The following is a 21444-nucleotide window of genomic DNA, read 5'->3' as shown; positions in this document are numbered from 1 at the left end:
TTTCAGGTAAATTAAATAATACTGATGAAGTAGAGCTTATCGTCGATAATGAAGTTCGTGCAGATATAAAGAGAAATCACTCTGCAACTCACTTACTTCATGCGGCCCTTCATAAAGTTGTTGGAAAACATGCAGTTCAAAAAGGTTCACTAGTTAGATCGGATAGACTTCGTTTTGATTTCCAAAACCAAAGTGCAGTATCAAAAGAAGATTTAGATAAAATCGAGGCATTAACAAATCACTGGATTATGAATAATACTTCAGGGGAGATCGATTTACTGGATTACGACGCTGCTATTGAAAAAGGTGCGTTAGCACTCTTTGGAGAAAAGTATGACTCTAAAGTTAGAGTCATAGCCTTTGGACAAGACTCTGTTGAGCTCTGCGGTGGTACTCACGTTAAAAGAACTGGAGATATTGGACTAATGCTAATTACTTCAGAATCTTCTGTTGCAAAAGGAATTAGAAGAATTGAAGCAGTAACAGGTCGAGAGGCATATAAGTTACTTCAAGAGAGAAACCTTATTCTTAGAAAAACAAGTGAGCTTCTAAGTGTTAAGCCAAATGAGTTTGAGACAAAAATTAAAGAGCTTAAGAAGAAGTCCTCTGCAAAGAAGGAAGCTCCTAAGAAAGTATCAGCAAGTGCAGCAAAATTTGAAAATGAAAATAAGCTAGAAGTATCTGGCGAGAAAGTATTTGTTGCTCAAATGAATGCTGACGCCCAAGTTTTAAAAGATCTTGGAGATCAGCTCTTAGAAAAAGGTGAGTATAAAATTATTTGTCTTGCAGGTAATGATGGAAAAACCATTAGAGCTTTCTCTTGGGTTGGTGATGGACTTAATAAGAAAGTTAAGGCCGGAGATCTACTGAAAGAACTTCTAAAGCCAGTTGGTGGTAAAGGGGGGGGGAAACCTCACTTTGCTCAAGGTGGATCACCAGAAGTTGATGGAATGGGGAAGATCTTTTCAAATATTTCGGAAGTAGAAAGTTTTCTAAAAGGAAAATTATAAATGGCACTTAATAAAAAACCTTATAAAGGGACAAGAGACTTTTTTCCTGCAGATAAGAGAGTTCAAGATTTTATCTTCAATAAAATGAAAGCTAGTGCAGAAGCTTTCTCTTTTGAGGCCTATGAAGGTCCAATGGTAGAGGAAGTCGCTCTGTACAAAGCTAAGTCAGGTGAAGAGTTAATAAATGAGCAGATCTACTCTTTTGAAGATAGAGGCGGACGATTTGTAGCAATTAGACCTGAGATGACACCAACTGTTGCAAGAATGGTGGCACAAGTACATAGAGAGATTCCAAAGCCTATTAAGTGGTATTCAATACCAAACCTTATGCGCTACGAGAAACCTCAAAGAGGAAGGCTTAGGGAGCATTGGCAATTAAATTGCGATATATTTGGGGAAGTTGGTAGAAGTGGAGAAATCGAAATTCTTCAACTTATCACACATCTCTTTACTGGTTTTGGTGCGAACTCTAGTCACTTTGAAATTCTCATCAATGATAGAGAGATTGTAAATATTGTCTTCAATGACCTAATGAAGGTTGATGAAGAAACTTCTTATAAACTGTATAAGATAGTGGATAAGGCCAAGAAGGTTAAACCTGAAGGGCTACAGAAAATGATTACAGAGCTATCTCTAGAGAAAGAATCTGAAGAGATATTTAAAAGATATTTAGCGATTAAGAGCTTTGATGAGCTTTTCTCTTTCTTAGAAGAGGTTGGTTTTTCTGAAAAGGGAGCTGGCTTTAAAGAACTTGCCGACATTTCAGCAAAGATAGGCCTACAGGACTATCTTGTATATGATCCAACTATCGTTCGTGGATTAGATTACTATACTGGTATTGTCTTTGAAGTTTTTGATAAGAACCCTGAAAATAGAAGAGCTCTTTGTGGTGGCGGAGCATATGCAAACCTACTTCAGATATTTAATGAGAATCCTGTTCCAGGTGTTGGTTTTGGACTTGGAGATGTTACTCTTACAGACTTCTTAACAACACATAAATTACTTCCAGATCTCTCTAAAAATGATGTGGATATCTACCTTACTTTTCAATCAGAGAAAGCAATCGCAAAAAACTTTGAACTAGCAAGTGAGATTAGAGCTCTTGGATTTAAGTCTTTAAACTCTCTTGAACCAGTGAAGTTTAAAAAAGTGTTCTCAAATGCAGAAAAGCTTGGGGCAAGATTTGTTTCGATATTAGGGGATAAGGAATTAGAAGAAGGCTTCTTCCAATTAAAGAATTTATCAACTAAAGAAACAGTTGATATTAAGTTTTCTGAGTTAGAAAAATTAAAAGATATAATTAAACCTTAGACTTTTTTAGATAAAATTCAAATGAATACATTTATAGCATATAATGGCTCTTAAATATAAAGGAGCCATTATGAATAAGATTTTACTAATGTTAATCTCATTATCAATTGTATCTTGTGCTAGTACAAATAGACCATCATTTGATAGTGAACTCTCAGAATTCAAGTATCCTCATTCCGTTGAGACATTCTCTTTTTCCTCACAACGTCAAAATTTGAAAATGAGATATATGGATATTGGAAAAGAGAACTCAAAAGTGGCGGTATTATTACACGGTAAGAATTTCTCCGGTTATTACTGGGAAAGAGTAATGAATGAACTTAAATCCAAAGGATATAGAGTAATCGTTCCAGATCAAATTGGATTTGGAAAAAGTACTAAACCTGAAAACTATCAATACTCATTTGCTCAATTCTCTCGCAATACTCACGAATTATTAAAAAGTTTAAACATTAAGAAATATACTGTCGTAGGTCACTCAATGGGTGGAATGCTTGCTGTACATATGTCTTCAATGTTTAAGACTGAAGTTGAGAAGCTTGTTCTTGTAAATCCAATTGGTCTTGAAACTTATTTAGACCTTGTTGAATTTAAAGATCCTGAATTCTTTTATGGAAACGAAAAGAAGAAAACAGTTGAGATGTTCAGAAATTATCAAAAGAAATTTTACTATGATGGTGACTGGAATGACTCATATGAAGAACTTTTAACTCCTTTCAAAGGATGGAAGAACGGTGGTGATTGGGAACTTATCGCTTGGAATAATGCTTTAACTTATTCTCCAATTTTCTCAGACGATATTGTTGATAAATTTATTAAGGTGAAGGCGCCAATCTTTTTAATTAACGGAACAAGAGATAAGACTGGACCAGGAAGAGGTTGGAAGAGAGAAGGCGTGACTAAAGTAATGGGAGACTATACAAAATTAGGAAAGGCCATTCAGAAGAAAAACAAAAAAGTTAAACTTATTGAGCTGAAAGGCCTAGGCCATATGCCACAATTTGAAGATTATGAAAGATTTTCTAAAGTCTTTTATCCAATCTTCTAATTTCTATTTGCTTTAAATAAAACCTTACCTTCTTGATCAAAGAGGGTAAGGAAATTTCTTTCCACTTCAAAACTATTTACTTTACCTATAGATTCAAAAAATAAAAACTCATAGTTATTCAATTTTCCAAAACATAACTTCTTGGTGGCGCCACTTTTTGTAATTGATAGTTGTCTGCCATTTACTTTGAAAGAGCCAAAGTAATTATTGCAACTTGTGTTACCACTTAATTTTTCTTCCATTTGAAAATTAAAAAATGCATCGGCATCCTTTATTAGTGTGACATTTTGAATATCTGTTACTTTCCATTTTCCCAGGATATTTTGAGTCAGTACTTTTTTAGGAGTAGAGCAAGAGAGAAGAAATATAGAAGCTAAAAATAGAACTTTTTTCATTTTAAATCCTTTAGTAAAAACATAGGAATTATTCTATCATTTTTAAAAAAGAGATCAAACGCTTATTCTTACCAGTTCACTGGTACAATTTCGTATTTCTTAATCTTTCTTTTAAGTATTGTATCTTTAGATCTTTTAATTAGGTTTTTAGTTAGGATCGGTTGGAGGTGAACTAGTTGATAACTGCCAAAGTGATCTGTCTTAAAGGTTAAAGTGTTATTTGTTATTTGATATGAGGACTTAGACAGAATACCTATCTCTGATTCATTCTTATTGACCTGGCTATGGTATATTATGTGAATAGAGTTATAAGCAATATCATTATTCAATTTAAAACTAACTTCTAATGGAATATTTCGCTCGAAACTTATCTTGGGATCTGTTGGACTAATATTAATTGATTCAGATACTGGACTTATGTAGTAAGTGATTTGAAACTGATCAAAAAACTTTCTGGTCGCTAATGTGTCACCTTTATCAACTAATATATCTATCGTTTCTAGTGTTATAAAATTATTGCGCTTTACCATAGCTCCTTTCGGAGCTTCAGTTGTATACATTATGATCCCAGAACTTTCACTGTTGGCCATAAATATATATTCGAGAGTGATCAGGCCCAAAGGAATAAGGACTGATAGGAGCAAATATTTATATTTACTCAAAAATATGGGATTAATATGGGTTAACATCCCTTAATTTTAATAGATATTTAAAAGCATAATGTGCAGAGAGTGTTAATTCTTTACCCTAATTGTCCCAACTTCTATTATTAAAGTGTTCTAAGCCAGTTTTCCCAAAGTCTGTCCGGAGAGTTACAGTTAAATTTTAGTGACTTATGGGAACTTTTTTGAACATCTCTTGGTAGATATTTAAAATATCTCTTAAATGCCCTAGTGAAACTCGACTCATTTTCAAAGCCAGACTCGTAGGCAATTTGAGATATTGTTTTATTATTATACTTCATGGATAGGGATCTATAGGCCTTAATTAATCGTCTCTCTGTCACATAGTTCATAATTCCACCTGTGTGAGTGGGAAAGAGACGGTAAAGTGTCGACTTTGTGAGATTAAACTCTACTAAAATTAGAGGTATCGTTAGGTTAGAGTTCCCTAGATTACTTTCTATGAAATTCTTGATTCTTAAAATCAATACAACATTCTTGTCTGGACTATAGCTACAGATTGGTTGATCGGGACTAAAGCTAATTGCTGCACAGACTATATCTACGCTTGGAGGAACTACTGAATGAGCAAAATCCTGTGTGATTTTTGGAGCATTATCTCGAAGAGAAATAATATGAGAGTGTAGCAGTGAGGCGAAAGGGTTCGTTTTTGTATCCAATATCTTTCCGTGAAGTATATCTTCATTTGGGACTTTACCACGAATTAATCTCTTAGGAATTACTAGAGTAATGTTTTTGAAGCTTGAATTGTGTGCCTTCCAGGGTCTAGATGTATCGATGATAATAATAGAGCCTTGATCACACTTAAATTGATTATTGTCTAAGGTTCTAGTGGTATCTCCAGAAAGAAATACTTGAACTAGGATATGGTCAAGGGTATCTCTAGCTATCTTAGACCTAGATCTTTCAAAGAATTGATTAAAAGTGGTGCATTCGACAAGCATTATCTCATTAAAGAGAAAGCTGTGAATTTGAGCTTCAAACTGCTTTAGATTTGTATGGTCAGTATTTGTGTCAAAGACAACACTCATACTTTCCTTGTAAGCATCTATCTTTTCTTTCTGAGAATATATTTTTGTATTGAAGTTAGAATACGGAATATTAGCTGAGTCTGACAAAGTTATGGCCTTTTATTAATGATATTTTTGTATAAATAATTTATTGATTGTTGAACAAAGGCCATTTAAGAAAACATAAATTTTACTTAGTATGGTTTTAGGGCATAATTAGTAAATATAACGTGGAGAAGACATGAGTGATTTAAATACAGACTATATAATTCTTGCTGGTGGTTGTTTCTGGGGAATGGAGCAGCTATTTCAAAAGTTCGAAGGAGTAATAGATACTGATGTTGGTTACACTGGTGGTCAGTTAGTAAATCCTACTTATAATGACGTTAAGTCAGGTATGACTAATCACGCAGAAGCTTTAAAGTTGACCTTTGATAAAGACAGAACTGATTTAGGAAAATTATTGCACTTCTTCTTCAAGATTCATGACCCTACGACTGTTAATAGACAGGGAAACGATATTGGGACACAGTATCGCTCAGCAATATTTGTAAGAAATGAAGAGCAAAAAGAGATCGCCTCTAAAGTTATTTCAGAAGTAGAGAAGTTAGATAGGTTTAATGGCCCAGTTGTTACTAACCTTGAAGATGAGAGAGAGTTTTACCTGGCCGAAGATTTTCACCAAGACTACTTATTACACAATCCTACTGGATACACTTGTCACTTTATCAGAAAGTAGTGTTTGTTTAAGTTTCGCATATTCATGCTTGTCAGAAGATATCTTACATTGTGATTGGAATATTATAAGTCTACAATTCCAATCTATGAAAAAAATAATCTTATCTTCTTTAATTCTAGTAAATGTAAATTCTCATGCCTCTGTAGAGGAGCTTTTTCTAAAGTCTCTCGATAGTTCGAATGAGGTGAAGTTAATCAATCTTCAAGAGAGAAAAACAAACTCTGAATTGGATGAAACTTTTTCAACTTTATATCCATCAATAAATTTAACGAGCTCTAATAGTTATGGAAATAACTCTTATCAAGGTAAGTCTGGATTAAAGAAAGTCGATGGCAATCTGGCCCTTTCCTTTAATCAAGACTTATTCCAAGGTGGAGCAGAATTTTCTATCTATAAGTTAAGTAAGATTATTCCAAAGAAAGCACTCGCTGCTAAAGAGCAGAAAGTTGCAGAATACTTCGCTCTTTTTAGCTCTTATTACTTTCAGCTCTCTTCATCAATCGAAGAGAAAAGAGAAGTATCTAAGCTATTAGATAACCTAGAAAAAAGAGTAAGATTAGTAAGACAGAGAACTAAGATTGGTCGAGACAGAAAAGCTGATCTTCTTGCCCTTGAGTCGCAATATGACAGGCTAAAGGCAGACTTATTTGATACTGAGAGTAAGTTAGAGGAAGCAAGAAAGAACTTCTTAAATTTTTCTGGACTTGAAAGTGCTGGAGATTTTAAAAATAAAATAAACCCATTTGAATTAAGCTTAGAAGATAATGTTGATTTAGGTAACAGGCCAGAGCTTAAAAGTTTAGAGCTTGAGTATGAGTCATCTCTAGAGAAATCTAAAATTGCTAAATCTGACTATATGCCACAAATATCTCTAGGTTCTAATTACTATTTAGATAAGTATTATGGTGGAAGTGACAATTGGGATGTATCACTAAACCTTACTTTAAATATTTTTGATTTTGGTAAAACTTCTTCTTCTGTAAATACTCAAAATGTTCAAGCATTAATTGATAAAACTAGACTTCAATACAATAGGGTTAATTCAAACCGAGAGTGGTCTAATTTCGTAAAAGTCTTCAACAATAAAAAGAGTCAGCTAAGCTCTCTAAAAAGATCTCTTACACAAATTAGAAAATCGTATGTTGAGCAAGTTAAAGATCTAGATAAAGGTCTTGTTGCTCAAATTGATGTGATTAGATCACTAGATGACGTTATCAATTTAGAAAAACTATATATAAAAGCTGCACTTGAACTTAAGTCACTTTATTACCAATCAAAAGCCTATTTAGGCGAATACCCTAGAAAGTAAAAAGGTAGAATCATGAATATTTCTGAAATCTCAATAAAGAATCCTGTCTTTTCATGGATGATTATGTTCTCCCTCATTCTATTTGGGATACTTGGCTTTAAGCAATTAGGAATTAATGAGAACCCAGATGTAGATTATCCTTCAGTTTCTATTTCTTATGAATATGATGGTGCAACTCCAGAGGTTGTTGAAAAAGATATTTTAGAACCTGTTGAGTCTGTTCTTGTTTCAATGCAAGGTGTTCAAGACATGACATCTACTGCAAATAGAGGATCTGGTAGAATCGAACTTGAGTTTACTTTAGATAAAGATATCGACTTTGCTCTACAAGAAGTTCAAACCTTAATTGGTAGGGCCCAGAGACAGTTGCCTGATACTGTTGAAGTTCCAACAGTTACAAAATCAAATGCAGCAGATGATCCAATACTTTACCTTGCAATTACATCAGAAACTTTAAATGAAAGAGATTTAAATATTCTATTTAAAGATGGAATTGTAGATAGGCTAACAACTATTGAAGGAGTTTCTGAGGTTAGAGCATTTGGGGCACGAGAGCCTATGATGCGAATTGACGTTGATGCAAAGAAACTTAGAAGCTATCAACTAACTCTTACAGATATTATAGACACTCTTACTCGAGAACATGTTGAATTACCTGCAGGTAAGTTTGAAACTATTGAGAAAGAAGAAAGTTTAAGAGTTTTAGGTGAAGGTAAAACAGAAGAAGATTTTAAGCAAATGATTATAAGTAAGAGAGGGGGACGAGCAAACTATGTCCCTATTACTCTTTCTGATGTGGCCAATATTTATAAGGGTGTTGAAAATAGAACTAGAATTTCTAGAGTTAATGGAATTCCTTCACTCTCAATGCCTATTTACAAGCAAAGAGGAGCGAATGCTGTTGATGTTGCTGATAGAGTAAAAGCTAGAGTAGATGAAATAAGTGCATCACTTCCCGAAGGAACTAATCTATCAGTTAACTTTGATAGAACTCAGTTTGTTCGTCTATCAATCGATGAACTCATACAAAACTTAATAATCTCTGCTCTACTGACTTCATTTGTGTGTTGGATTTTCCTTAACTCATTATCTGCAACTTTTAATATCTTATTAGCAATCCCTACTGCAATTATCGGAACTTTTGCTTTCATGCACTTATTTGGCTTTACGTTAAATACATTCTCGTTTTTAGGGTTGACCCTCGCAATTGGTATTGTTGTTGATGATGCAATTGTAATGCTTGAAAATATTGTTCGATATGCAAAAAAAGGAAATGATAGAGTTCAGGCCTCATTTAAAGGTAGTAGAGAGATCACATTTGCAGTATTAGCAACAACAGCTGTTCTAGTTGCTATCTTTGCTCCAATTTCTCTCATGCCTGGAATTGAAGGAAGATTCTTTAGAGAATTTGCACTAACCCTTTGTGTGGCTGTTGTTCTATCTTCATTAGAGGCACTAACTTTAGCACCAATGAGATGTTCTCAATTTTTAAATGTAACGTCTAAGGGGATATTTATTCACCACTGGGTTGATAAAGCAGTTGAAGCTTCAAACACTTTTTACGAAAAATGTCTCAGAAAAGCATTGAAGCATAAGGGTCTAGTTATATCGTCATCTATTGTTGTATTTCTACTATCTCTATCTTCTTTAAGTCATATTAATAAAGAGTTTGCTCCTGAAGCTGATAGAAGTTTTATGTTTGTTGTTTTTATTGCTCCTGATGGGAAAAGTTTAGATTATACAAATGAGAAAGTTAGAGAGTATGAAAAGATCGTAATGGCCCATGAAGATATCCAAAGAGTGATCATTTCTGTTGGTGGTGGAAGAGGGGTTTCATCAGGAAATAGAGGGTTCGGAGTTATAATTCTTAAAGATAGAGATAAGCGTACTAAATCTCAATTTGAGATTGCTTCCGATTTAAGAAAGCAGCTTAAATCAATCGATGGAATTCACATTATTGTAAGAGATAGAATGGGATCTGCAATTAGTGGGCGAAGAGGGAGTCCTGTTGAGTTTACAATTACAGGTCCAAACCTAGCAGTTCAAAGAGAGATATTTGAAAAATTCAAAAAAGAAATGAATGATTCTGGTTTGATGGTAGGAATTCGTTCAGATGATACAGGTGAATTGCCTGAGGTTCATATTACTCCAAATAGATTGAAAGCTCAGGAAAGAGGTGTTGAGATCAATACCATTGCTCAAACTCTAAATGTTGGTGTCGGAGGAGTCAGTGGAGGTAAGTATACAGAAGGTGGAAGAAGGTATGATATCTTTGTTCAATTACAAGAAAGTGATAGATTGCCTGAAACAATATCTTCTTTATTATTACAAAATAACCGTGGAGAGTTTGTAACTCTTACTGACGTTGTTGATATTGCTCCAGCATTTGGACCACAAAGTATTTATAGAGAAAATAGAACTCGTGGTGTGAGAGTGGACGCAAACTTAAATAATGACACAACTCAGAGTGAGGCCTTTGATTTTATCAAAAAAATAGCCCCAAATATTTTACCTGAAAAATATAATATTAATTTCTCAAAAGATTTAAATGAATCACTTATCAATATCGTCCTTATTATGATCTTAGGACTAGTTATTGCTTATATGGTTCTAGGAAGTCAGTTTAACTCTTTCTTAGATCCAATTACGGTATTTCTAGCAATTCCTTTTGGTTTGACTGGATCATTTCTAGCACTACTTGTTTCAGGGCAGACTCTAAATATATACTCGATGATTGGTATTTTACTTACAATGGGGATCGTTAAGAAAACCTCTATTTTAATTGTGGAGTTTTCAAATCACTTAAGAGAAGAGGGAATGACTATTGAGGAAGCAGTTATATCAGCTTGTACGACTAGATTCAGACCTATCATTATGACGACCTTTACTACTCTTGCATCTGCGGTTCCTGCTGCAGTTTTAACTGGTGCAGGTTCAGAAACTAGAATGCCTATGGCATTAGTTATCCTTGGTGGGGTATCTCTTTCAACTGTATTTACATTAATTGTTATTCCTAGCTTTTATACAATGGTTGCAAGACCTAGGCGTAAGATCCTAGTAGAGGAGTAGAGAATGACAAAGTACTTTAAAGATAAAGATAAGATAAAAGAGCTGACTTCAATTCAATTTGAAGTCACTCAAAAAGATGGAACAGAAAGACCATATACTGGTGAGTTCTGGGATTCAAAAGATGAAGGTTTATACGTGGATATTGTTTCAGGTGAGCCTTTATTTACCTCTTTTGATAAGTTCGATTCTGGATGTGGATGGCCTAGCTTTACCAAGCCTATCGTCGATGAGTTTATTACTGAACATGCGGACGATAAGTTCTCTATGAGAAGAATTGAAGTTAGGTCTAAAAATGGTGACTCTCATCTAGGTCATGTATTTCCTGATGGACCAGGTCCTAATGGATTACGTTATTGTATTAATTCTGCAAGCTTAAGGTTTATAGCAAAAGAAGACCTTGAGAGAGAAGGTTACGGAGAGTTCTTAGAGCTCTTTTAGGTGTCCTAAACAATCTAAAGAAGATCTTAAGTAACATTGAATACACTTTTATATGATATTTAACAGTAAAGTTATTTTGTCGACTCTATGTTATAATAGTATGCAAATATATTATTTTTAATAGGAGGAAGCGATGCAAGTTTCTGAGTTTATGACTACGGGAGTAGTGTCTTGTAGTGAGGATTGTACAGTTGAAGAGGTGGCCAAGCTGATGTGTGAAAGAGGTTTTAGTGTTATGCCTGTTGTGAATTCTGAAAAAGAAATTGTTGGTATTTTAACTGAATCTGACTTCGTAGGTCGAGACGCTGATATCCCACATGCCCTCGCTTCGATAAAGATGTTATTTGGGCAAAACTTCTACTTTAGTGATATTGAAAATATTTATAAAGAATCAAAGACAAAGAAAATTTCAGAGGTCATGAGCAATAATGTTAAGACAGTGACAGCTGATCAATCTCTTTCAGATGTCGTATCTCTTATGTCTCATAGTGGACTTAAAAGAATTCCTGTTGTTGAAGGTCAAAAGCTTGTTGGAATGGTAACTCGTAAAGACCTTCTTAGAGCATATTCTAATTTGAAGTAACTTCCTTAGAGCTCCTACTTTTAAATAGGTAGGAGCATTTCTTAGAAGCTTAGAGATGTATTGATGAAGTACTCTGTTAAAGTCTCTTCATTTAAATACTTATAGATATATCTTGTACCAAAGTTAATTGGTAATTTTCTAAATAAGACTGATTCAAGTTCTATTTCAATTCCAGAGCTATTATAGGTAGAATTTTTAAAGCGAGACTCTAGCTTTGTGGAATCGATGAATAGATTCGCAAAAGCTCTTCTTAAATAATAAATTCCCCAAATATCAAAGTCGGGAGTCAAAAGTGGAAAAGTATAGTTAGCAGTGATTTTGTTATAAAATGGAGTACTTTCATAATCATAGCCTCTAGAGAAAACTGATCCTACAGTATTTAATTGGATTGGAAGAAACTTATAGGATTGAATAGTGTCTTTTTGCTTTTCCTGTGCATAAGTAAAGTAGAGTCCATCATTTGCAAATACTCCAGGAATATTTATCTGTGAGGAATGGAATACTCGATATGAAGAATCGGTAGCATTCTCTCCTTTGGCATTCTCATATATTCCGTAGTAGATAAACTCCCATGGTGAAATAATAGATCTCTCAGTTAGATCTTTACTCAGTTTTGTATAAAGCTCAATTGATGAGGTTGTAAAGTCTCTGGCCGAAAATGCATTACTTGCTACTTGGGAGTTGTAATCAGTTGTATTAACTAAACTTGCATTAAAACTTAAAAGATTAGTAAAAGTGTAAAGATTCTTTTTGTATGTATAGGGAAGAGTTATAGTCGCTCCTGTACTCTTTTCTTCCCATTCGAGAGTTAAGTCACTATTAAAGAAATCTACTTCTCTACTTCTCTGTCCTATATTTAAATTGATTAGTGGATAAAATCCTTTTATATCAAAGTTAAACTCAGAATAGTTTTGATTTTCTGCTGCATCTTGACCAAATTGAATACCAAGTCCAAGTGTTCTGAGATAGTTTGAAGTCTCTAGGTTAACACCAAATCCATTACCAACAAAAAAGCTCCATGAGTGCGGTATAAAGAGACGCTTGTCTATATGGCCATAGTCCTCAACACTATATTTTTTGGGAGATTTGTTTCTTATTTTTTTTTGGTCTTTAAATATTGATGGGCTAAAGTAGTTATAGTTATCAGATGGGTTATTTCCGAGGTAATTAAAATCAATCAAATCTTTAGTTTTAAAGCGCTGACACTTATTTAGAGAAACTCGTGAAATATGAGATCCATAGCCGTCTTGGTTACTATAGTATAAATTGTTATTATCAGCATATGGAGTGAGAGCATTAATCTTAGCATTGGTACATTTGGAGAGTTGTCGACTTTTTGAAATTTTAAAAATATCTGTAACTCCTTTGTATTGTGCCTCAAAGAAGATATCTTTATTTTTATTAACATAAAGCGAGTGTATATTATTTCTAGAAGCAGGGAGTAGGCTAATACTCTTTCCGGTACTTAAATTCAGTTTCTTAATAGATTTGTGACCAGATAAGTTTGAAACTAGAATGACTACTTCGTTCTTCCCAATTGGATAGGCTTCAGATATATCCGCATTTTTAATTGAATATGTTTTCGTCCTATTTCCTTTAAGGTCAAATTCACTTAAGTTCCATTTTAGTTTTTCTGTAAACTCTGTCGCAAGTATCTTATTTTCACTTTCATTTATTCTCGGATTATATATTCGCTTACCAGAAGTGATTCTTTCTTGTTTACCTGTACTTAAGTTAATTAGAACGAGATCAGAGCTTCCTTTATGACCATATCTACTATGTGGAAGAAATTGATTATAAACAGCGTGCTTTCCCTTTATATCAATAGCACTCAGGCCTTTTGAAAATGGAATTTCTATTACTTTAACTTTTTTATTTTTTTCCTTTTTATATATAGACCAGTAGTCGTCTAAAGAATCATGAAGGTAGAAGATAGAGTTTCCAACCTTAAAAGGTGAAGTATTTTCTCGAAAATCTATTCTTTTACTCACTAGTTTTTTGTTTTGAGACCATTCTTTTTGTAGGGAAAGCATCGTTTGGTCGAAGAAATCATAAAAAGATACTCCAGACACTTCTTTAAATGCTGTATAGAGCCTATAGGGGTGAGGGAATGATGAAATCTTTCTTACGACTTTTTTCCAAAAATCAGATCCAAATCTCTTTGTTGCATTTGATATAAGCACATAACCAAATTCATAGTGGCCTGGTAGTTGAGTATTATAACTTCCATTTAATAACTCATCATAAGTTGGAACTTGACCACTTGTGAGCATTGCTTTCAATCTCGAAAGAAATAGAGGAGACCTTCCTCTTCCAGCATCTGTATACTTTGTCTCGGCCCATACTGCATCTCCTTCAAAGTACCAAGCTTCAAGTCCAATTGCGCTCATTGCTGATTGGCCAGTGTCACCAAATAGAGCTGACACAAATTTAGTAAAGCCTCTGTTAAAATGGTCATATTGTACTATATGCCGATATTCATGAATTGCTAGGGTTTGGTACCACTCTGAACTTCCTAGTAAAGTTGAAAATGAGGATGAGCTAAACCATTCACTTCTTCTTGGAGCTAGTGTGACGTAGCCATTTGGATTTGCAGCTTCTGGACGAATAATTAAAGTGTGCTTTTCTGGTGAGTCTATATCGTAGGTTTTTCCGACAACATTTGAATAGTAGTCTAATAGGTTTGCAATATAGAAAGAGTCTCTTCCTAGATAGTCTGGAAAAATTAATTTAACATAATTGTTATCTATAGATTTCCAACTAATTCCACTGGAGCTCTGCGAGAAATCGAGATTTCTTTCATTCAATGCATAAGTGTGTGTCGATACTGTCAGTATTAGAGCAATAAGGATCGTCTTCATAAAGAAAATCTCCAAGAAAGGTATATCATTACTCTAACAGTTCTGAGTTCGATATGCATATTTTCTTAAGAGATATTTTATATTTTCTCTAGATGATTTATTCCATTAATGAGCTGTATTTATCTAGATCTTGATTAAAGACTTTATCTATATACGAACAAGATATTTTAATTTTAATATTTCTATCTAGGGCGAATTCAAGAGTCTGTTTAACTAGGTCTTTTGCTATGCCTTGACCTCTTAGTTCATGTGAGACAAGAGAGTAGTTTAAATTCCATATTCCATTTTCAATATTGTACGTAACATAGGCTTCCCCCTCAGGAAGAGAGAAGTATAACTGTTGTTTTTGTTCGTCGTGTATTAACTTCTTTTTACTGCTCATTATATTGCTCTTTGTTTATTTGCCATAGAGAGTCTGTAAAGTAGTTCTCTTCGTCTCTATAGTCTTTGATTACTTTACACCCTGTTTTCTTAGCAAGGTGTTGAATATCTGTTGAAGAAAATTTAAATGAGTACTCAAGGTGAATAGGTTCATTTTCTTCAAAATAGAAAGTTCTATTGAGCGCTTTTATAAATACACTATGAGTTTCTTTTGAAATTAAAAAGCTCTCCATTGCCCCTAATATAGGATTGTATGAACCATAGTGCTCAAAAAGTTCTTCATTAAAATTTCCACCTAGCTCTTTATTTATTCGAGAGAGTAGGTTGATATTAAATTCTGCTGTAAACCCTTCTGAGTCATTGTAAGCTGAATTCATAATCTCGGGACTTTTCTTAAGATCAAATCCTGTTAAGAGATAGTCTGAATCATTCATATTCTTCCATAACTTTTTGAAGAAAATTTGGTTTTGTACTCTATCGAAATTTCCTATGTTAGAGCCTAGAAATAGAACAAGCTTTTTATTTTTTGAAATTGATTTTAAATGTTTTAAAGCTGAAATATATTCACCGACAACTCCATGGATTGTGAGTTTTGAAGAAGATTTAATGTTTTGATCTAATTGAATTAACGCTTCTTTTGAAATATCAATAGGGTAGTAATTAACTTTGATTCCCTTTTCTATGAGTCCATTGATTAGAAGAATACTTTTATGTCCATCTCCGGCACCTAGTTCGATTAAATCGATCTCATCTTCTTCTAGCGCCATAGCAATATTTGTAGACTCTTTTTCAAGAATTTCAAATTCTTTTCTTGTAAGGTAATATTCATCTTGAGAAGTTATCTTTTGAAAAAGCTGACTTCCTTTTTGATCATAGAAGTATATTGATGGGATACTTTTTATATCAGAAGAGAGTCCTATTAGAACATCATTAGCAAATTCTTCTATAAAATCAACTTCTATGTTTTCAATAAGGTTTGTTATTTTCATTTTATATCCTTTGCTAATCTAATTCCTGAGAACATCCAACTTTGATCAGGTCTATAGAAGTTTCTGTAACTTTTTCTATAATGTTCAGGAGTATTGAATAAACAGCCTCCTCTTAATACATACTGGTTGCACATGAATTTACCGTTGTATTCGCTTACGTCACCATCAAATGGTTTGTAACCAGGATAGGCAGTATAAGGGCTTTGTGTCCAAGTCCATAGGTTGCGCTCTAATTGTTTAGTATTTGTTGAGTGAAATATATTGTTTAACTTGTCAGATTTAATTTCTAGTTGAGAGTTATAGAATTGTTCTAGCTCTGCCTCTAGTGGAAGTCTCTTTCCTTTCCACTTTGCAAACGCATCTGCTTCATAATAATTAACATGAGAAACTGGCGAATGAAGATCTAAGTCTATTTCTCCGTGGAGAGTAAATTCCTTCCATTGTGAATTTCCTTTTCTCCAATAAAGAGGACTCTTGACCTTTGTTTCTTGAATCCAGTCCCAACCGTCACTTAACCATAAATTTGGATTTTCATACGCTTTATCTTTTATAAATTCGAGATAGTCTCCATTTGAAACAAAGTGATTATCTAGCTCACATCCGTGAAGATAAACTTTATGTGCCGGAAGTTCATTGTCATAAGAGAAACTTGAAGCATTATGTCCAAGTTCATATATTCCTTCTTTAAGGATGAAGTTATTTATTTTTTCCATTTTATGACTTATTGGTAGAGGGCTTTTTTCAAAGATAGGATTTTCTATATTCAGAGATAAAATATACTTTATATCCATTAATATAAGTTCTTGGTGCTGTTCTTCGTGATTTATTCCTATGATGATTAAATCTTTAATTCTCTCATCTAAGCCTGAAGAACTAAGAATTTCAATAATAGCTGAATCAATTATTTTTCTGTGTTCAAGGATGCTATTGAGTGTAGGTCTTGATAGATCTCCTCTTCGTTCCTGTATCCAGTGTTGCCCTTGGCTTTTATAGTATGAATTAAAGACTTTATCGTAGGTAGAGAAGCCTGATTGGAAGCTAGGTAATACTTTTTGAGCTATTAACTTGTCGAAGAACCAAGTGACGTGTCCAATATGCCATTTTATTGGACTTACAAAAGCCGTAGGTTGTATTACAAAGTCCTCGGTTTCTAGGTTTTTACATATATCTAAAGTCTTCTGCCTAACTTTTAGAAAGCGTTCGAGTAAATCGTTCATAGTGCTAAGCCTTTATTATGCTTTTTATATCACGTTAATTTTTTTATCTTGTTATGGGTACTATATTTTTTATTTAAGAATTAATCAAATTTTTTAAACTAATTGATGTAAGAGCGAGGGGTTGTAATTAGAAGAATCCGAGCACTTGGTACTCGGATTCAGATAATATAACTTTTAGAATGTTAATAGTTCACAGCTAACTTTATGAGATTTATTAAGCCAACCGTCATAGAAGACAGTACCTTCAACTTCGCTAGTTGATGGCTCATCTAAAGTAACAACTATTAACTGGTCTTTACTGTTTGTATATTCACACTCAATAGTTGAACCACTTAAGGTATTATAACAAGTTCCTTCCCCGTCTGCTGTGAGGTAAGCATCTAAAGTTCTTTCACCTTTACTGTCAGCTTTTGAAATATTGAATTTTCTTAACTCGTAAAAGACACTCGACTCACCTGTGTATAGCTGACATCCAAGGTGTGTATCTTTTGGTATAGAAGCGAAAGAATTTAGACTTATAAGTAGTGATAGTCCAATTAATGATTTAAACATTATATTTCTCCATTTTTTTTAAGATTACTTTTGGGGCCAATGTGTATTTTAAAATTCTATTGGTATTTAAATATAAATTATAGTGGATTTGTAATCTTTACATCTGGAGAGGGGAGATTAAAAGTATAAGTACTTGATTATATTTTAGTATTTTTAGAGATAGGCCAAGTATGTCTTGGCCCTTATTCGATTTGATATTATCTAGTTCGGTTGTGTCTGTTTCTTAATAGGCTTAAATAACTCTATTAGGTAGATTACTGTGAAGCCTATGGCCTGTGAGACCATTATTGCAATTAGAATTAAAAGAATAATTCCTGGCTTTGAACGAACTCTTTCTAGTCTTTGTAGTTCTAGAATATCAATTTTATTTTGAATGTAAGTTTTTTGCAGGCCTATCTTTGCTAGCTTATCTCTTAAACCTTCATAGATTTTAAATTCAAAGTGATAGTTTGCCTTAATCTTTTCCATTTCTTGTTCAAAAGGAACAAGTTCAAGCTTTTGATTACTAATCTTCTTTAAGTATCTTTCGTTAGTAGTGATTTTTATTCGTAGTGCTGAATTTTCATCTTCAAGTTGGAGAATTCTAGCATTTAGGCCAAACTTAGATTGATTTTTGGAGTTAGCGCTTGATTTACTTCTTAACTTTCTAATTGTTGAAGTATTTTCTGATATTTTAATTTGAGAATCATTTATTTGTTTTTTTAATCCACTTAGATATTTTGTTCCTTCACCTTTTTCTTGATCAAGAGATATTACATTTCTTTGTTGCATCTTCTTTATTGAAGATAATTTTAAATCATTTAAATTATTTAATGTGTGATCTATTTGGCTTTGGAAGTAGGCTTCCGCTTCGTTATATTCTTTTAATTCTCTATTGGTTAAGTAATTTTTAGCTACAAGAAGTCCATTGTTGGCCACAGCGGTAGATAGAACTCTTCTATTTGTAGATACGTTGAAAAGTATCTGACCACCTTTATTGAGTCTGAACTTTAATTTGGATCTAAGACTACTTGCTAGTCTTTGGTCGTTACCATTAAAAGAAGAAATATAATCCATGATCTCTGGAGAATCTTGTTTTGTTTTTAGGAAACTATTTGCTAGCTCTAAAAAGTAGTCATTTGTTTCAAGAAGAATAATTGCTCTTTCTGCTGGATTTATATTTTGCTGACTTCCAACAATTGTATCTAGAAAAGATCTAAGTTGACTGTTTTCGGAGGTCTTTATCAAAAGTTTTCCTTGAGCAGGGTATGAGGGAAACTTCTTATGCCTGACAATAGCGATCAGTGTAAAAAATAGAGCAAGTATTAGTAAATACTTCCACTTTGAAAGGAAGATCTGCAACACTTCATACATTGAAATTTCATCGTTCATTTTAAACCTATGCGAATATAAATTACTGTTAATAGGTTATCGTCAATTGAGAATAATTATTTAGAAGAAGGTTTCCTTTAGGGAAAAAGTTGGTAGGATATTAACAAAATTATTTTTTATAGGAATCAAAGCATGAAATTTATCCGTTCTTTTATAGTAGTATATTCATTATTCTTAAGTTCTAGTCAGGTATTCTCACAAACCTTTAATGCTGGGGTTGGTTTCGGTAAGCCATCTGAATTTGTCTTTCAATCATATAAAAATCAGGAACTTATATCACTAAGGCTTTTAGGGGCAGTGAATAAGGCCGGTCTCTATCACGTACCTAAGGACATAAAGCTAGTTACTCTTCTTTCTCTTGCTGGAGGTACTGCTAAAGACGCCGAAGTTGAAGAAATTGTTATTGGTAACGAGACAAGAAAAGAAGTTACTCATATTAATTTATATGAAGCAATTAATAAGCAAGTTGATAAAGAGTATGAATTTAAGTCTAATGACACAATCTTTGTTAAACACAAGAAGCCATTTATTAGTAATGACTCTTGGAAGATTATTTCTGTAATTAGCGTTCTGCTTACAACAGCTTTAACTGCTATTGCAATTAATGACAAGATTTGAATCTTTAAAATTTTCACCAGAAAAGCTAGTAGAAAAACTTTGTATTTTTCTACTAGGGTTAATGTTTGTATCAAAAATCTCTTTAAAATATTTAAAAGTTCCTAGAAGCTTTTCATATTTTATATTTCAACACGGTCTCCACCCTTACATCAATTTTGGATTAAACTTTCTGATTGGTGGAATAATACTATTCTATTTTGTAAGAAGAGTTAGAGAGCATAAATTTAAACATCAATATATATTTTTACTGATTATTGCCTCTTTTGTTCTTTTGATCCAGACTCTATTTCAAATTGCATATGTACATCCAATGAACTCATGGGTGATGCAAATAGGTGGACTAGTGATTGCCTTGGCCCTTATCATGATTTATGGGGTTATGATTCCTGATATATTCTCTGTTGAAAAGTTTGTTAAAACCATAAGGAATATTTCAGTACCTCTTGTGATACTTTCGGTATGCCTTCTTCCTTTGTTTAATGTTCAACTGTTTAGAGGAGGTCGGTTCATAGGTGTTTTTAAGCATATTCCTCATATGGTATCAGCTTCAACCTTCGCCTTTATATTTTACTTTCCTCAAATATTTAATCGTAAAATATCTTTGATAAAACGATACCTAATCTTATTTATACTTTTTATTGCAGTCTTTTTAACGGCTACAAAAGCAGCAATGATAACAGTTCTCATTGTTTCAGGGATTGGTGTTTTAACTTTTGGAAGAAAGGATAAAAACACTCGAATATTTAAATTTATATTCGTATTCCTAGTAAGCCTATTTATTATTTTATTTGGAGCTCAGCTTACTACCTTTTTATATGAAGTTGCTTCTGGTCAAACAGGTTTCTTAATGAGACCTGCTCAAGATGGTATTGCCACTAGAATGGAAGAGGTTACTCGAGGCATTCAAATGTTTATGGAGCAACCACACTTTGGTCAGGGGATCCTCTATAAATTCATGAGTACTTCAGGAATCAATGTAGGTGGTTATAACTCCTTCAAAGACCCTCATAATATATTTGTATCTGCTGGTGTTATTGGCGGATGGCCATTTATGGCGGTCGTTACAATCGGGTTTATTCTTATGATTGTTGGTAGTATTAGAGGAATACTGAAGGGTGACGAGAATACACAAGTCGTAGGTATCTTCCTGTTATCACATATTCCGGTGTTTGTTATCTATCATGTCCACTTATCTCTTGGAGGAATGGGAGACAGGATGTATTGGTTAATTTTCGGGTACTTAGCTATCAAACTCAGCACTGGTAATTTAAAAAGTGTGTAAAACTTTTAGTTTTTTCCCCTAAATTTCACAATTGTGTTATAAGTTGCTCGAAATCAAACGAAGGAACTTACCATGAAAGCAATTAACAAAATTGATTATGCCATTATTTCTTTAATCTGCCTCATCTTCATTATGAGCATTCAGGCCCAGTCTTAAGGCCTTTAGTTACTTTAGAACTATAAAGGACCCTAGCTCCACTTTATGCGAGCTAGGGAGATCTCAAGTCTACTCCCCATGAGTTTGCCTGTATTTAGAGGCTACCATTTTTTCAAATTCCTAGTTCATATCTATTTAAAAATATATAAATTTACATCAATCTGAATTTCAACTTATCAATATCAGTAACTTAAATTCTCAAAGAGCTGTTCTTTGATTTTCGAGGAATAAGTAATCTTTTTCTGATACCACGGTAATTGATTATTCTATTACCATATACGTAATCAGTACTAGAATGTTGAAAAGGAAATGGTTATGAAAAGGTTAATAGTCTTTTGTGTGCTTCTATCTCAATATCCAAGTTTTGCCCTAGACCTCTATAAAGAAGCAGATGCAGTAAAAGAAAAGACTATTTATGATTT

Annotated in this window: 18 protein-coding genes and 1 pseudogene; 10 read left to right on the top strand and 9 right to left on the bottom strand. The window is 33.4% G+C overall.

Features of this window, described 5'->3' with window-relative positions:
- The 3 genes from ABX784_RS08775 to ABX784_RS08765 all read left to right on the top strand — a co-directional run.
- On the top strand, nt 1-1010 hold a 1010-nt coding region (locus ABX784_RS08775; protein WP_372654649.1), incomplete at its 5' end, for a DHHA1 domain-containing protein.
- Nucleotides 1011-2321, top strand: a complete 1311-nt coding sequence (gene hisS, locus ABX784_RS08770; RefSeq protein ID WP_372654648.1) for a histidine--tRNA ligase — start codon at nt 1011-1013, stop codon at nt 2319-2321.
- Nucleotides 2322-2391: 70 nt separating this feature from the next.
- Nucleotides 2392-3369, top strand: a complete 978-nt coding sequence (locus ABX784_RS08765; protein ID WP_372654647.1) for an alpha/beta fold hydrolase — start codon at nt 2392-2394, stop codon at nt 3367-3369.
- On the opposite strand, the gene ABX784_RS08760 is transcribed toward ABX784_RS08765, so the two are convergent.
- From ABX784_RS08760 to ABX784_RS08750, 3 genes are all read right to left on the bottom strand, one after another.
- Nucleotides 3366-3764 (bottom strand): META domain-containing protein, encoded by a 399-nt coding sequence (locus ABX784_RS08760; RefSeq protein WP_372654646.1) that lies wholly within the window; start codon nt 3762-3764, stop codon nt 3366-3368. The two genes, ABX784_RS08765 and ABX784_RS08760, sit on opposite strands and share 4 nt — an antisense overlap.
- Before the next feature lie 68 nt (nt 3765-3832).
- The gene (locus ABX784_RS08755) at nt 3833-4354 is read right to left on the bottom strand and encodes a hypothetical protein (protein ID WP_372654645.1); all 522 of its coding nucleotides are present in this window, start codon (nt 4352-4354) and stop codon (nt 3833-3835) included.
- Nucleotides 4355-4533: 179 nt separating this feature from the next.
- Entirely contained in the window at nt 4534-5565 is a 1032-nt protein-coding gene (locus tag ABX784_RS08750) for an AraC family transcriptional regulator (RefSeq protein WP_372654644.1), read from the bottom strand.
- A 133-nt stretch (nt 5566-5698) separates the two neighbouring features.
- Between ABX784_RS08750 and msrA the strand changes: the two genes are divergently transcribed.
- From msrA to ABX784_RS08725, 5 genes and pseudogenes are all read left to right on the top strand, one after another.
- A complete protein-coding gene (msrA, locus tag ABX784_RS08745) occupies nt 5699-6196 on the top strand; it encodes a peptide-methionine (S)-S-oxide reductase MsrA (RefSeq protein ID WP_372654643.1) in 498 nt (165 codons plus the stop codon).
- A gap of 85 nt (nt 6197-6281) precedes the next feature.
- Complete coding sequence (locus ABX784_RS08740; RefSeq protein ID WP_372654642.1) at nt 6282-7505, top strand: TolC family protein; 1224 nt, start codon at nt 6282-6284, stop codon at nt 7503-7505.
- Between the two features lie 12 nt (nt 7506-7517).
- Nucleotides 7518-10574, top strand: a complete 3057-nt coding sequence (locus ABX784_RS08735; protein ID WP_372654641.1) for an efflux RND transporter permease subunit — start codon at nt 7518-7520, stop codon at nt 10572-10574.
- A gap of 18 nt (nt 10575-10592) precedes the next feature.
- Nucleotides 10593-11012 (top strand): annotated as a pseudogene (msrB, locus tag ABX784_RS08730) (peptide-methionine (R)-S-oxide reductase MsrB); the annotation flags it as partial.
- 133 nt (nt 11013-11145) lie between these two features.
- Nucleotides 11146-11595 (top strand): CBS domain-containing protein, encoded by a 450-nt coding sequence (locus ABX784_RS08725; protein ID WP_372654640.1) that lies wholly within the window; start codon nt 11146-11148, stop codon nt 11593-11595.
- A gap of 41 nt (nt 11596-11636) precedes the next feature.
- Here the strand turns inward: ABX784_RS08725 and ABX784_RS08720 are convergent, their stop codons facing one another.
- From ABX784_RS08720 to ABX784_RS08695, 6 genes are all read right to left on the bottom strand, one after another.
- Entirely contained in the window at nt 11637-14456 is a 2820-nt protein-coding gene (locus tag ABX784_RS08720; RefSeq protein WP_372654639.1) for a hypothetical protein, read from the bottom strand.
- A gap of 97 nt (nt 14457-14553) precedes the next feature.
- On the bottom strand, nt 14554-14838 hold the full coding sequence (locus tag ABX784_RS08715; RefSeq protein WP_372654638.1) for a GNAT family N-acetyltransferase: 285 nt from the start codon (nt 14836-14838) through the stop codon (nt 14554-14556).
- Nucleotides 14828-15826 (bottom strand): L-histidine N(alpha)-methyltransferase, encoded by a 999-nt coding sequence (locus ABX784_RS08710; RefSeq protein ID WP_372654637.1) that lies wholly within the window; start codon nt 15824-15826, stop codon nt 14828-14830. The genes ABX784_RS08715 and ABX784_RS08710 overlap by 11 nt, the downstream gene beginning before the upstream one ends.
- Complete coding sequence (gene egtB / locus ABX784_RS08705; RefSeq protein WP_372654636.1) at nt 15823-17043, bottom strand: ergothioneine biosynthesis protein EgtB; 1221 nt, start codon at nt 17041-17043, stop codon at nt 15823-15825. The genes ABX784_RS08710 and egtB overlap by 4 nt, the downstream gene beginning before the upstream one ends.
- A 174-nt stretch (nt 17044-17217) precedes the next feature.
- Nucleotides 17218-17595, bottom strand: coding sequence for a hypothetical protein (locus tag ABX784_RS08700; protein ID WP_372654635.1), 378 nt, complete (start codon nt 17593-17595; stop codon nt 17218-17220).
- Between the two features lie 201 nt (nt 17596-17796).
- Entirely contained in the window at nt 17797-18966 is a 1170-nt protein-coding gene (locus tag ABX784_RS08695) for a hypothetical protein (RefSeq protein WP_372654634.1), read from the bottom strand.
- Nucleotides 18967-19098: 132 nt separating this feature from the next.
- On the opposite strand from ABX784_RS08695, the gene ABX784_RS08690 reads away from it, so the two are divergent.
- Together ABX784_RS08690 and ABX784_RS08685 are read left to right on the top strand one after the other, a co-directional pair.
- A complete protein-coding gene (locus tag ABX784_RS08690; protein WP_372654633.1) occupies nt 19099-19584 on the top strand; it encodes a hypothetical protein in 486 nt (161 codons plus the stop codon).
- The gene (locus tag ABX784_RS08685; protein ID WP_372654632.1) at nt 19571-20866 is read left to right on the top strand and encodes an O-antigen ligase family protein; all 1296 of its coding nucleotides are present in this window, start codon (nt 19571-19573) and stop codon (nt 20864-20866) included. Before ABX784_RS08690 ends, ABX784_RS08685 begins: the two co-directional genes overlap by 14 nt.
- The last annotated feature ends 578 nt before the right edge of the window (nt 20867-21444 follow it).

The sequence above is a fragment of the Halobacteriovorax sp. genome, assembly GCF_041587335.1.
Taxonomy (GTDB): domain Bacteria; phylum Bdellovibrionota; class Bacteriovoracia; order Bacteriovoracales; family Bacteriovoracaceae; genus Halobacteriovorax.
This window is presented reverse-complemented; position numbering and strand designations above follow the sequence as displayed.

Excerpts from the sequence above, each read along its gene's own strand:
- hisS (WP_372654648.1), top strand. The coding sequence starts at position 1,011 with ATGGCACTTAATAAAAAACCTTATAAAGGGACAAGAGACTTTTTTCCT.
- ABX784_RS08765 (WP_372654647.1), top strand. The coding sequence starts at position 2,392 with ATGAATAAGATTTTACTAATGTTAATCTCATTATCAATTGTATCTTGT.
- ABX784_RS08760 (WP_372654646.1), bottom strand. The coding sequence starts at position 3,764 with ATGAAAAAAGTTCTATTTTTAGCTTCTATATTTCTTCTCTCTTGCTCT.
- ABX784_RS08755 (WP_372654645.1), bottom strand. The coding sequence starts at position 4,354 with ATGGCCAACAGTGAAAGTTCTGGGATCATAATGTATACAACTGAAGCT.
- msrA (WP_372654643.1), top strand. The coding sequence starts at position 5,699 with ATGAGTGATTTAAATACAGACTATATAATTCTTGCTGGTGGTTGTTTC.
- ABX784_RS08740 (WP_372654642.1), top strand. The coding sequence starts at position 6,282 with ATGAAAAAAATAATCTTATCTTCTTTAATTCTAGTAAATGTAAATTCT.
- ABX784_RS08735 (WP_372654641.1), top strand. The coding sequence starts at position 7,518 with ATGAATATTTCTGAAATCTCAATAAAGAATCCTGTCTTTTCATGGATG.
- ABX784_RS08725 (WP_372654640.1), top strand. The coding sequence starts at position 11,146 with ATGCAAGTTTCTGAGTTTATGACTACGGGAGTAGTGTCTTGTAGTGAG.
- ABX784_RS08720 (WP_372654639.1), bottom strand. The coding sequence starts at position 14,456 with ATGAAGACGATCCTTATTGCTCTAATACTGACAGTATCGACACACACT.
- ABX784_RS08715 (WP_372654638.1), bottom strand. The coding sequence starts at position 14,838 with ATGAGCAGTAAAAAGAAGTTAATACACGACGAACAAAAACAACAGTTA.
- ABX784_RS08710 (WP_372654637.1), bottom strand. The coding sequence starts at position 15,826 with ATGAAAATAACAAACCTTATTGAAAACATAGAAGTTGATTTTATAGAA.
- egtB (WP_372654636.1), bottom strand. The coding sequence starts at position 17,043 with ATGAACGATTTACTCGAACGCTTTCTAAAAGTTAGGCAGAAGACTTTA.
- ABX784_RS08700 (WP_372654635.1), bottom strand. The coding sequence starts at position 17,595 with ATGTTTAAATCATTAATTGGACTATCACTACTTATAAGTCTAAATTCT.
- ABX784_RS08695 (WP_372654634.1), bottom strand. The coding sequence starts at position 18,966 with ATGAACGATGAAATTTCAATGTATGAAGTGTTGCAGATCTTCCTTTCA.
- ABX784_RS08690 (WP_372654633.1), top strand. The coding sequence starts at position 19,099 with ATGAAATTTATCCGTTCTTTTATAGTAGTATATTCATTATTCTTAAGT.
- ABX784_RS08685 (WP_372654632.1), top strand. The coding sequence starts at position 19,571 with ATGACAAGATTTGAATCTTTAAAATTTTCACCAGAAAAGCTAGTAGAA.